Below are 13,304 nucleotides of genomic sequence, written 5' to 3'. Positions count from 1 at the left end.
TATTACCAGAGTGGGGGCGGGCTGATTACACCCTAAAAGATTTGTACTACAAGCCCGCTTCTCACAACAGAAGCGGGCTTTTTTATTTCTAATTCAACGATTTTAATTTTATATGTCATCACGTGGTGACAGGGAGATGTAGATGAAGGTAATGAAATTTGGCGGAACTTCGCTAGCGAATTGGTCACGTTTTTCGATGGCGGCAGACATTATCGCTGACTCATCATCTGTAGAGTCTGTTGCTACAGTACTTTCTGCTCCTGCTACGGTCACCAATGCATTGTTAGAAATGGTTGATATAGCAGTAAGCCAACAAGATTACCAACCGGTTTTAGATCATATTGAACAGGTGTATACCAGCTTGTTTACTGAAGCTTCTGCTTCATTACTTTCTGCTCAACAATTTGAGTTGTTAGTCGAAAAATTAGCAGCTCAAATGTTGGTTTGGCAAGATAAGTTACATGGCGTTAAGTTATTAGGAGAATGCCCTGACAGTGTCCGAGCTCAAGTTGTGGTCACTGGTGAGCGATTATCGGCTGCATTAATGGAACAAGTGATGCTGGCTAAAGGCCTAACTGCAGCGCAGCTAGACCCCGTGGCATTGTTTCTGGCCCACGGCCAACCATTAGAGTCAGTTGTTGACATTAGTGTGAGCAAACCTCGTTTTGCATTATTACCATTAGATAGACACCGTGTATGGGTTATGCCAGGTTTTACCGCGGCCGATGCCCAAGGCAATATTGTGACGTTAGGCCGCAATGGCTCAGATTATTCAGCTGCTGTACTCGCGGCATGTTTAGATGCATCAAGCTGTGAAATCTGGACCGACGTAGATGGTGTATATAATACTGACCCACGTGTAGTTGTTGATGCTAAATTATTGTCGCAATTGAGTTATCAAGAAGCGATGGAGCTATCTTATTTTGGTGCTAAAGTGCTGCACCCAAAAACGATTGCACCGATTGCTCAATATCATATCCCGTGTTACATCAAAAACAGCTTTAATCCTTCTGCGCCAGGCACTTTAGTGTCAAATGAAGCTGATCAAACCGGCTTGCAAGTTAAAGCGATTTCTAACTTAGACCATCAGACGATGTTTAACGTTTCTGGCCCTGGTATGAAAGGCATGGTGGGAATGGCGAGTCGCACGCTTGCAGCAATCTCGCGTAGCGGCATTTCAGTGTCATTGATTACTCAAAGCTCATCTGAATACAGCATCAGTTTTTGTGTTGCCACTCATGAGGCAAACAAAGCTAAATGGGCATTAGAGCAAGAGTTTGAACTAGAACTAAAAAATGAGTTACTCGAACCTATTGAACAACGCCAAGACCTGGCGATCGTGTCATTGATCGGTGACGGTATGAAGACCCATAAAGGCGTTGCGGCCAAGTTCTTCAGTGCGTTAGCCAAAGCCAGTGTCAATATCATTGCAATCGCACAGGGGTCGTCAGAGCGCTCCATTTCGACTGTTATCCAACAGAAAAAAACCAAGCATGCCATTGGTGCGTGTCATCAAGCCTTTTTCGATGTCCAGCAATATCTTGATGTGTTTTTAGTGGGCAGTGGTAACGTTGGTGCGGGTTTATTAGATCAAATAAAGCAGCAGGCTGCGATGTTAAAAGAGCAGCATATTAGTATCCGAGTGTGCGGTATTGCTAACTCTCGTCAAATGCTACTAAACAGCGACGGTATTGAGCTTAATGAGTGGCAGTCATCATTAGAGCAAGAAGGCCAAGATTATGATCTAGCTAAGCTACTTGAGTGGGGACAAGAGCAACAATTGCTTAATCCTGTATTGGTAGATTGCACCTCAAGTGAACTCGTGTCTGACCGTTACCTCGATGTCATGAATGCTGGTTTCCATGTGGTGACACCAAATAAAAAATCGAATACTCGCGATTATGCTTATTATCAAGCACTGCGCCAAACGGCATTAAACCAGCGTCGTCAATTTTTATATGAAACAACCGTCGGTGCGGGCTTACCTGTTATCGATAACTTGAAAAAGCTCCTGTATGCAGGCGATAAACTTCATAAGTTTAACGGTATTCTTTCGGGTTCATTGTCTTATATTTTTGGCATGTTAGATGAAGGGATGAGCCTTTCTCAAGCCACCAGTATTGCGCGTGAAAAATGCTTTACTGAACCTGACCCACGTGAAGATTTAAGTGGTATGGATGTGGCGCGTAAGGTGTTAATTCTTGCCCGTGAAGTAGGTTTACCATTAGAGCTGTCTGATATTAATGTTGAATCAGTACTGCCTGCATCATTTGATGATTCTGGCGATGTCGAGCATTTTATGGCTAACCTTCCATCATTAGATGCACAGATCTCTGAGCGTGTCGCTGCGGCTAAGGCACAAGGCAAAGTGTTACGCTATGTTGGTCAAATCGATGAAGGTCAATGCCATGTCAGAATCGTTGAGGTTGATGCAACTAATCCATTATACAGCGTTAAAGGTGGCGAGAATGCGCTTGCGTTCTACAGCCGTTATTATCAGCCAATTCCTTTTGTGCTTAGAGGTTATGGTGCCGGTACGGATGTAACCGCAGCAGGTGCTTTTGCTGACGTATTAAGAACCTTAAATTGGACGCGTGAGGTTGGGCTATGAATCAAGCGGTAAATGTAAGCCAAGAAATGCTTACCGTGTATGCCCCTGCGTCAATGGGTAATGTCGGTGTAGGATTTGATTTACTCGGTGCTGCTTTAGCCCCTATTGATGGCTCACTGTTAGGTGACCGGGTCATGATTAGTTCGGCAGATTCTGGGGTTAATTTTAGCCAGGTCGGCGAATGGGCACATAAGTTACCAGCAGAAGGTAAGGATAATATCGTTTATCAATGTGCTGAGTTTTTTCTCTATAAGCTAGACCGTAAAGATGGCGTGAACATTAGCTTAGAAAAAAACCTTCCAGTTGGCAGTGGGCTAGGCTCTAGTGCAAGCTCGGTCGTTGCAGCGCTATATGCCTTAAATGAACATTTTGGTAAACCTTTTGATGAACAAGCTCTGCTGGGATTAATGGGCGAGTTTGAAGGTAAAATTTCAGGCAGCGTACATTATGATAATGTCGCACCTTGTTATTTAGGCGGTATGCAGCTAATGCTTAATGCACAAGATAAAGCTTGTGCTGCTATTCCAAGTTTTGACAATTGGTATTGGGTTGTCGCTTATCCTGGCATTTCATTGTCGACGGCCAAAATGCGTGAATTACTGCCAGCACAATATGATAAAGCGGTTGCCATTGATTTTGGCCGCAATTTAAGTGCATTTGTGCATGCGAGTTATCAGCAGGATGCCGCTTTAGCTATTGAAATGCTGAAAGATGTATTAGCTGAACCGTATCGTGCCGCGGCTATTCCGGGTTATACCGATGCGCGCTCAGCGTTAGAAGAGCTAGGTATGTTAACCACAGGTATATCGGGTAGTGGTCCAACATTGTTTAGTGTAACCGACGACCTCGCAACGGCTGAAAAAGCGAAAGATTGGTTACTCAAACACTATATTTCTCAGTCTGGCGGTTTTGCCCATGTGTGTAAATTAGATCAGTTAGGCACCCGCTGTGTGTAAGTATCACCTATTCGCTTTAATTATTTTGAAATTTGAAAAAGGCAGTCGTAATGCAATTATATAATTTAAAACACCCGTCACAGGAAGTAAATTTCAGCCAAGCAGTACAGTTGGGATTAGGTAAAGACAGAGGGTTGTTTTTCCCAAAGACCATTCCGGTGTTAGCAGATGTCGATGCGTTGTTAGCGTTACCTTTTGCAGAGCGAAGCAAAAAAGTATTGGGTGCATGGCTTGCTGATGAGCTAGGGCAAGAAAGTGTAGATAAGCTGGTAGATAGTGCTTTTACCTTTGATGTGCCCTTAGCCAATGTTGATGATAAGCGTGCATGTTTAGAACTGTTTCACGGGCCAACATTAGCCTTTAAAGACTTTGGCGCTCGCTTTATGGCTCAGTGTGTCAACTTACTTGCGGGCGACAAAAAACTCACTATTTTAACGGCAACTTCAGGTGATACTGGTGCTGCGGTAGCAGATGCATTTTATGGTTTAGATAACGTGAATGTGATGGTGCTTTATCCAAAAGGTAAAATCAGTGAGCTACAAGAAAAGATGTTTACTACTTTAGGTAAAAACATTCATACCGTAGCAGTGACCTCCGACTTTGATGCGTGCCAACACCTTGTTAAGCAAGCATTTGACGATACAGATGTACGTGACGGTTTAGCATTAAACTCAGCTAACTCAATCAATATCAGTCGTTTGTTAGCGCAGATTTGCTATTACTTTGAAGCCGTTGCTCAAGCGAAAAAAGCGGGTAAAGATGAAATTGTGATGTCAGTACCAAGCGGTAATTTTGGTAATTTGACCGCGGGCTTATTTGCTAAAGCCATGGGCTTACCGATTAAACGTTTTATTGCTGCAACGAACAGCAATGATACCGTGCCCCGTTATTTGCAAGATGGCGCATGGCAACCACATAAAACGGTGGCAACCATGTCAAATGCCATGGATGTCTCTGAACCAAGCAATTGGCCACGCGTTGAAGCGATTTGTGAGCAAATGGGCTGGCCGTTATCGTTAGTGACGGGCGTAGCTTTAACTGAAGCTGAAACGGCTTCAGCATTAGCTGAGCTTTATCAACTGGGTTATCAGTCTGAGCCTCACGCAGCTATTGCTGCACAGGCATTAACCTTAGGGTTAGCAGGTGATGAAAGTGGCATTTTCTTAGGTACAGCACATCCAGCTAAATTTAAAGATGTGGTCGATCAACAATTAGCCATTGATTTGCCTTTACCGCCAGAATTAGCCGCTGTAGCAGAGAAGCCTATATTATCTGCAGAATTAGACGCTAATTTTGAGCTGCTTAAAGTTCATATGTTTTCTGTTTTAAAATAAAGCCTTAACTCTATTCAAACACCTAACACGCAACAGGGTTGTGGTTAGGTGTTTTTTTATATTCAAATATTATGATCTTGGTCATACCTCATTTTGTGTATCTCAGTGTAGATTAGTAAAAGTGCCAAATTTGACTATTATTTATACGTAGAGTGTCTTGTAACTAGATGACGGGAGAAAGTTATGTTGCAACGTTTAATGCGCGATCATAAGCATATTGCCATTTTGTTGAATATTCTTTCGAATAAGTTGACTCGATTGGCTGATGGAAACGGGGTGAATTTTAATCTTGTTAGAGACATTGTTGAGTACATGCAAGGTTATGCTGAACACAGCCATCATCCACTGGAAGATATTATTTTTGATTACTATAGCAATAAAGCGGGTTTAGCCAATTGTGGCCAATTGTATAACGAGCATCATCGTTTAGCGCAAGCGTCAGGTTCGCTGATTTATAGTCTTAATATGATTTTGTCTGATGTGGTGATTTCTCGTGAAAAGCTCATTAACGATTTACGTGATTATATTCAACTGCAAAAGCTGCATATGGAGTATGAAGAGCGTGAGGTTTTTCCACTGTTTGTGCAAACCTTTAACGATAATGATTGGGATAGGGTGGCGGTTTTATGCCAACAGCGTTTAGTTGATGACCCACTATTTAATGATAACGATAAATCGATGTTTGAAGAGTTGCGAGCTTATATCGAAAAAGCAGAAACGACTATGTAGTGTTGGTCTTATTCTTGATAACAAAAAGAGCGCTAAATGCGCTCTTTTTATGTGATGTTAGCTACAATCAAAGATTGAGCAGTATAGTTATAAAACTAACGTATTAGCATCAAAATCGAATGAATTATCGATATCTTGTAATTCCTTGAGCAAACGCTGTTTATCTTTAATGGCTTCAATCTCACGCCATTTGCGTTTTTTGGACGAGCTTTTTGAGCGGCTTGGTCTTTCAACAACTTCGTCTAGCGCACCACCATAGTCTAATCGATCCATGGTAACCTCCCTTGTTATTATGATGTCTCTCAACAAATAAGTATCATATTTCAACTATAGGGTGCAACACTTGTGTTGCATTTAGGTTACTAAAAAATCACGATTTAGTGAATTTGCAAGAAATTAAAAACAAAAATGCCGTTCAAACAAGTTGAACGGCATTTTTTATTCATCGTGCTTTATGGGGGCACACAAGCTTGCTTTTAAAGCTTACCTTGACGATATAGGTTGACCAAAGCATTGCTTGAGCTGTCTAGTTCTGTTGCATCTAGGTCTGCACCAATGCGCTCTAGTACATCATTACCTAACTGCTTACCTAGCTCTACACCCCATTGATCAAATGAGTTAATTTGCCATATCGCACCTTGCACAAATGTGCGGTGTTCATATAGCGCAATTAATGCACCTAAGGTCGTCGGGGTTAATTTATCCATCAATAAAGTATTGCTTGGTTTATTACCAGACATCACCTTATGTTTGGCGATAAGCGCTTTTTGTGGCTCATCAAGCTTACTGTTACTGAGTTCTGCCAATGCTTCTGCAAACGTACGACCTTGCATCAATGCTTGAGTTTGTCCAAAGCAATTTGAGGCTAATTGATCATGGTGTTCACCCAAAGGATTATGACTTTGAAGTGGCATGATAAAGTCAGCAGGGATTAATGCTGTACCTTGATGCAGTAATTGGTGATAAGCATGTTGACCATTAGTGCCTTCGCCGCCCCAAATCACTGGGCCAGTACTGTAATCTACATCGGTGCCATCTAAGGTGACTGACTTGCCGTTACTTTCCATATCAAGCTGTTGGAAATAAGCAGGTAAACCACGCAAATAATGGTCATAGGTTAAAATGACATGCGACTGTGAACCATGGAAATTACCATATAACACAGACAACATCGCCATAATCACCGGCATATTTTGGGGTAGAGGCGTATTGGCAAAGTGCTCATCCATTTGGTGAGCACCGTCAAGTAAGGCTTTAAAATTATCCATACCGACTAATAGCGCGATTGGCAGACCAATTGCTGACCATAAAGAATAGCGTCCACCAACCCAGTCCCACATTGGGAAAATGTTGTTTGCATCCATTCCAAATTCAGTCGCTTTAGCCACATTGGATGTGACGGCGACAAAATGTTTTGCAATATCTTGCTGTGTCGCGCCTTGAGCTAAGAACCAGTCTTTCGCACTTAAGGTATTTGTGAGTGTTTCTTGGGTGCCAAATGACTTTGATGACATGACAAACAAGGTTGTCTCGGCATTAAGGCCTTTAAGCTTTTCGCAAATTGATGTCGCGTCAACATTGGCGACAAAGTGGCAATTAAGCCCTGCATGCCAATAAGGTCTCAACGCTTGAGAGACAATCTTAGGCCCAAGAAAAGAGCCGCCAATACCAATGCTGACAACATCAGTGATGGCTTTGCCTGTGTAGCCTTTCCATTGTCCTGATTGAACAGACTCAACAAAACCGGCCATTTTAGCCAGTGTTTGCTGTACTTCAGGGACGATGTTGGCACCTTCAGCAATGATTTCTTGCTCCGCTTTACTGCGAAGGGCGGTGTGAAGCACTGCACGGTGTTCAGTGTTGTTAATGACATCGCCATTAAACATGGCTGCTATTTTTTCAGTTAAATTGGCTTCTTTAGCCAATGAAAAAAGCAGCTCAAGCGTGTCATCGTTGATGCGGTTTTTAGAATAATCTAAAAACAGCCCACAGGCCTTAACGCTCATTTGTTCAAAACGCTGTGGGTTTTGAGCAAACAGTTCACGCATATGAGGTAATTGGCTTGTGTGAGCCTGTAGTGCTTTCCAGGTAGTGCTTTGAGTGAGTTTAGTCACGAGTAAAGTCTCCTACTGTTTAGCTTAATTTGCTTTTTAGCATAACTTCTAGCTTGCCCTGATCGATGGCAAAGTTACGAATACCTTCTGCTAACTTGTCAACGGCCATTGGATCTTCATTAAAGGCCCAACGGAATTGCTCTTCAGTGAGTGCTGTTGGCGCTGCAACTGTTGAGGTTGTTGCCACTAATTTACGGCTAATTGTTTTATCTGTGTTAGCTAATTCTTCAAGCAGAGCAGGGCCAATCGTTAAACGGTCACAACCGGCTAATTCGATAATCTCACCGATATTTCTGAAGCTCGCGCCCATCACTACTGTGTTGTAGCCATGTTGCTTGTAGTAGTTGTAAATTTCAGTAACCGAAACGACACCTGGGTCAGTTTCAGCGGTGTAATCTAGACCTGTGTCTTTTTTATACCAGTCTAAAATACGGCCTACAAAAGGCGAGATAAGGTATACGCCAGCTTCAGCACAAGCTCTTGCTTGGGCAAAACTAAACAGTAAGGTTAAGTTACAGTTGATACCTTCTTTTTCGAGCTCTTTTGCAGCGCAAATGCCTTCCCAAGTAGAAGCCAACTTAATAAGAATGCGTGACTTATCAATACCCGCTTCTTGGTAAAGTTTAATTAGTTTGTGAGCTTTATCAATTGAGCGCTGCTTGTCGAATGATAATCGTGCATCAACTTCTGTAGAAATGCGGCCAGGTACTAATTTTAAAATTTCAACACCGATGTTGACAGCCAGTTTATCGCCAGCATCTTCGATTTGTTGGTCAATGTTGCTGCTCTGTGTTTTAGCCCAAGCAATCGAGTCATCAATAAGCGGTGCATATTCTGGAATTTGAGATGCTTTTAAAATCAATGATGGATTGGTCGTGGCATCTTCAGGCTGGTAACGCTTAATTGCCTCTATGTCGCCAGTATCAGCAACGATGGTAGTGAATGACTTGAGTTGCGCGAGTGTGTTGGCCATGGAAATTTTCCTCTCGATAAGCAATTAATATAAATCTATACCGTTATTAGAAGCGATTATAGCGATTATTCCAACTTAATTTGTAAAAAAATTACGAAAAAAATCATTATTTTCGCTCAAATTTAATTGATATTGTTGCTAAACAGACAGAATTGGTTAACCAAGCTGAACTTGATTGACAATTCAGTTACCGCAACGTCAGTGTTAGTCAGTGTTGTATTGTTTTTTGGTCGTTCTGAAAATAAAAAAGCCGCTGCAAGCAGCGACTTTAAAGTGTAGCGTATTTTTTGTAAAAATTAACGCATTACTGGACGCTTTTCAGTACCAGTAATAATCGCTTCGATGCGACGGTTTACACGGTTTGCTTCAGCAGAGCTACCTTGCATAACAGGTTTAGTTACGCCATAGCCTACAGAGCTGATACGGCTAGAGCTAATGCCATATTTTGTGTTTAATGCATTTGCTACAGCTACAGCACGACGCTCAGAAAGCTTCATGTTGTATTCTGCTTTACCTACGTTAGACGCGTGGCCTTCGATAGATACAGTGTGTTGTGGGTACTTAGTTAAATAGTCAGCTAATTTTTCTAAATCAGCAAATGAACCAGTACGGATTTCAGCAGAATTGTTAGCGAATAAAATACCGCCTAAATCATGCTTGGTTGTGATGTTTTCATATACAGTACAACCAGTAGCATCAACTTTGTGAGTCATTGGCGTGTCTGCACATTTGTCGATGTTGTTTGTTACACCATCTTTGTCATCATCGCCAGGAGCGGCAACAACAGCGGCAACTACTGGCGCTGCAGCAACAGGTGCTGGGCTAGCAGTACCAAAACGGTAGCTAAGAGCTAAGCCCCAATAGTTGCTTTCCATCTTAAGGTTATTTAATACGTCAGCATCCATGTTTTCATAGCGACGGTATTTAGCTTGTAGTTTAAGGTTGTCGGTAAAGTTATAGCCAACACCTGCACCAACAAATAAACCAATACCTGAATCGCTCAAGTTTGAGCCATTAATTTTTTTGTCGTTTTCTAGAAGGTAGCTGTAAGTACCAACTTCAGAAGAAAGACTCCACTTGTCAGCTAATGGGTAAAAGCCAACAACACCTACGCTAACACCGCTTGCGCCAACGTCATACATGTTGCCGTCATTACCAGTCCATTCTGCGTTGCCTAGATCACGGTAGCCGACTTCGATACCGATGAATTCGTTAAATAAATAGCCACCAAACACATCCCATGCATATGGGTCATCGTCACCACATGTCAATGCGTTGTCGCAATTCTGTTCGTAATCGTTAATGCCTACACCACCACCAATATACCAAGGAGTCATTTCTTCAGCGGCAGAGGCTGCGAAAGGTAACATAGAGGTGAGTAATACTACTTTTAATGTGTTCTTCATCATAATCTTATAGTCCATTGTTATTTTACTCCACCATACATGCATGTAACGGAGTTGTTAGGGTCATGCATTGCTGACACTTAGTGTGGTGATTCTTTGTATTTTAGTCAGCGCGGCAATTATGAGCCGTAATTAGATGTTTTTCTATAGTAAAAAGGATTAATTTTTTGTAATGGTCAATTAAAAGTCACCGTTGTAAAATTGACGTATGCAGAAAAATACCAATGAAAACAATTGCTAATGAAACTTGTTTTTTAATGTGAATGATTGAAAATCAATGTTGAAATTAATCTTTATTTTTAGATAGTTAGTCTAATACACCTAAAAAAATGTCGTTTTTATTGCGCTACAGACAAAAAAATACGCCTTGACGGCGTATTTTTTATCTAACTGACTGAATTAACGAGTCCATACCCAGTTTTCAATCTCTTCTGGGTCTACACCGTTGGCTTTGATGTAGTTCTTGTGATCAACTAAGCGTTGTAACATGTCTGTTGTAATTGCAACATGTTGAGTTTCATCAATCACACCTTGTTGGAACAATTTATACGCCATATCGATAACGAGGTGGTAGCGAGATGTCCCGTTACGTACACCCATATCAAATGGTGTAGTCGTTGAACCTTCTTCTTCGTAACCTTTAATACGGAAGCGACGGTTGCCTTTATAATCAAACACCAATTTTTTGATGGTATTTGGGTAACCGTGATAATTAAATACCACACCTTTATCTTCGGTGAACACTTCGTCCATCATCCAAGGCTTGCTTTGGAATTTAAGGCTACCTAAACCGCTACTGTGTAATTCAGATACACTGACAAAGCGAATACGCACTCTTGGTAATATTTCACGAATGAGTACCAATGAAGCCATACATTCTTGTGTTGCGTAATCACCACAACCCGCTAATACCACATCAGGATTTTCGTCAGAGGCAAAATCCCATACCATGACACCGTCTTTAGCTTGTTTACGAGCTTCATCTAATGATAACCATTGTGGTAGCGATTTTTTACCCGCAACAATAATGTTTAACTTATCTCTGTCAGCATAAGCGCGTTCAGTATAAATCAAGGTGCTGTTAGCATCTGCTGGTAAATAAGCAGAGATAATGTCTGGGTGTTTTTCTAACATAGCGCCAAGGAACGATGGGTTCTGGTGAGAATAACCGTTGTGATCTTGACGTTCTAGTAGCGATGACAGTACTACGTTACATGCAGGAATAGGCTTACGGAAATGAATGCCTTGGCTCGCATGTACATATTTACAGTATTGGTCAGCCATTGAAGATACAACTTGTGAGAATGCCTCATAAGTTGGGAACATGCCGTGACGACCCGTTACTGTGTAACCGTGCAGCATACCAAAAAGCAAGTTTTCAGATAAAAGCTCGATGACGCGACCATCACGAGACATGTCTTCATCCCAGCTTTCAATTGGCCACTGCCAAGCGCGATCTGTTTCTTCAAATACTGCTTGTAATTGGTTTGAATAAGTTTCATCAGGGCTGAAAATACGCAAGTTACGTTGGTCACGGTTTAATTTGAATGCATCACGCATCCATTGACCCATTTTCAACATTGAGAAACCGCGCTGACCACGTGGGGTTTCCGCACCGTATCCTAATTTCGTTAAATCAGGGTTTGCTAGTGCACGCACCACTTCGCCGCCGTAACTTAAACGTTGACGACCACAGCACAGATCTTTTGGTGGCATTAAAGACATGATGTCTTTATCAAATACTAACTCACCTGTTTCTGTCGTTTGTACTAACTCTTCAAACTTGTAGCTGGCTAACCATGCGTCAAGTGCCGCAAGGTGGCCTTTATCTTTAGCACAGTTGTTGACAATCACTTGGTGTGATTCGCAGTTACCTTCTAGTTTTTTACCATCGTATTCAGATGTGCCTGTCCAACCTTTTGCTGTGCGCATTAAAATCACCGGCCAGCGTGGTTTGACAACATCTTCGCCAGAACGTGCACGACGCTGAATGTCATTAATCATGTCATATGATAAGTCCATTGCCGCTGTCATTTGTTCAAAGATGTCAGTGTCTAGCTGGTCATCAACAATAATGGGATGGTAACCCAAGCCACGGAACTCGAGATCTAATTCTTCATGGCTCATACGACCCATGCGTGTTGGACCTGAAATCTTATAGCCATTGATATGAACAATTGGTAGTACCGCACCGTTGTTAGCTGGAGAAACTAAACGGTTAGCATACCAAGACGCGGCTAAAGGACCGGTTTCCGCTTCACCGTCGCCAATTAAACAGGCTGCAATAAGGTTTGGGTTATCAAGTACTGAGCCCCAAGCAACAGAAAGTGAATAGCCTAACTCACCACCTTCTAGAATTTGTCCTGGTGCTTCTGGGTTTGCGTGTGAAGGGTATCCGTACGCAGCAGAGAATTTTTTACAAATATCTTCAATGCCGGTTTCGGTATAAGGGATTGTTTCTGGATAGAAGTGGCTTAATGAACCTTCAACAAATAAGTTTGCTTGTACCGCTGGGAAACCATGACCAGGACCGACAAGATAAATAAATTCACGTTTATGTTTAACAATTAAACGGTTAACGTTGGCATAGACAAAGTTGATACCCGGGCAGGTGCCCCAGTGGCCAAGAAGACGTGGTTTGATATCTGTGTGCTGTAAAGGACGTTTGAATAGGACGTTTTGCTTTAGATAAATTTGTGAAGTAGCAAGGAAGTTGGTTGCTCTTACATATTTCTTTAGCGCGGTGATCTCATTTGAGTTAGCCATAGTGACCTCGGTTAAAAGTGAAAATATTTAATTAACTTTCTTGGGGAACACTGTATTCGTAATTTAGTTACAATAATGTGGCCTTTATCTAATTTTTGAGCAATGTTTGTTTATCTAGATCGCACTTTTTTAGGTTTTGGTGCTAATCGCTTGAAATTTAATAACGATTCACTGGAATTTTATAAATAGAGCATTAATTAGAGAAGTGATAAAGTGTGACGCGACTCACTTGTGGGTTTTGTTTTAATTGTGTTGCTTTCACGTGTTATTTACTTAGGCAATCCATTTATTAGATAACATGGTTTTAGCATTCAAGGACTTCGGCAAACAATACCTATGAATCAACATGCTTTAGCTTTTATAATGTTTGATTAATTTTGAACTCAAAACGTTTTACGCAGAACAGTTTGCACAG

General features: G+C 41.7%; 9 protein-coding genes. 4 read left to right on the top strand and 5 right to left on the bottom strand.

Going from position 1 to position 13,304, the window contains the following annotated elements; translation table 11 throughout:
- Positions 1–142: 142 nt before the first annotated feature.
- The 4 genes from thrA (at position 143) to IEY48_RS02045 (ending at position 5,630) form a co-directional block, all read left to right on the top strand.
- A complete protein-coding gene (gene thrA, locus IEY48_RS02060) occupies positions 143–2,611 on the top strand; it encodes a bifunctional aspartate kinase/homoserine dehydrogenase I (RefSeq protein ID WP_188916750.1) in 2,469 nt (822 codons plus the stop codon).
- Positions 2,608–3,567 carry a homoserine kinase gene (gene thrB, locus IEY48_RS02055; RefSeq protein ID WP_188916748.1) on the top strand — a complete coding sequence of 320 codons (960 nt, stop codon included), beginning with the start codon at positions 2,608–2,610 and terminating at the stop codon, positions 3,565–3,567. The genes thrA and thrB overlap by 4 nt, the downstream gene beginning before the upstream one ends.
- Before the next feature lie 50 nt (positions 3,568–3,617).
- Positions 3,618–4,901, top strand: coding sequence for a threonine synthase (gene thrC, locus IEY48_RS02050; RefSeq protein WP_188916746.1), 1,284 nt, complete (start codon positions 3,618–3,620; stop codon positions 4,899–4,901).
- Between the two features lie 183 nt (positions 4,902–5,084).
- Positions 5,085–5,630: a hemerythrin domain-containing protein gene (locus tag IEY48_RS02045; RefSeq protein WP_188916745.1), complete on the top strand. Its 546-nt coding sequence runs from the start codon at positions 5,085–5,087 to the stop codon at positions 5,628–5,630.
- An 87-nt stretch (positions 5,631–5,717) separates the two neighbouring features.
- Here IEY48_RS02045 and IEY48_RS02040 read toward each other — a convergent pair whose 3' ends face one another.
- From IEY48_RS02040 to IEY48_RS02020, 5 genes are all read right to left on the bottom strand, one after another.
- Positions 5,718–5,903 (bottom strand): DUF3545 family protein, encoded by a 186-nt coding sequence (locus IEY48_RS02040; protein ID WP_188916743.1) that lies wholly within the window; start codon positions 5,901–5,903, stop codon positions 5,718–5,720.
- A 203-nt stretch (positions 5,904–6,106) separates the two neighbouring features.
- The gene (gene pgi, locus IEY48_RS02035) at positions 6,107–7,744 is read right to left on the bottom strand and encodes a glucose-6-phosphate isomerase (protein WP_188916741.1); all 1,638 of its coding nucleotides are present in this window, start codon (positions 7,742–7,744) and stop codon (positions 6,107–6,109) included.
- A 19-nt stretch (positions 7,745–7,763) separates the two neighbouring features.
- A complete protein-coding gene (tal, locus tag IEY48_RS02030) occupies positions 7,764–8,717 on the bottom strand; it encodes a transaldolase (protein WP_188916739.1) in 954 nt (317 codons plus the stop codon).
- A 296-nt stretch (positions 8,718–9,013) separates the two neighbouring features.
- Entirely contained in the window at positions 9,014–10,141 is a 1,128-nt protein-coding gene (locus tag IEY48_RS02025) for an OmpA family protein (RefSeq protein WP_229786291.1), read from the bottom strand.
- Between the two features lie 381 nt (positions 10,142–10,522).
- Positions 10,523–12,889, bottom strand: coding sequence for a phosphoketolase family protein (locus IEY48_RS02020; protein ID WP_188916737.1), 2,367 nt, complete (start codon positions 12,887–12,889; stop codon positions 10,523–10,525).
- Positions 12,890–13,304 lie beyond the last annotated feature (415 nt).

Source organism: Shewanella saliphila (assembly GCF_014648295.1).
Classification (GTDB): Bacteria; Pseudomonadota; Gammaproteobacteria; order Enterobacterales; family Shewanellaceae; genus Shewanella; species Shewanella saliphila.
Note: the sequence above shows the minus strand (reverse complement) of the source record. Positions and strands in the feature narration are given on the sequence as shown.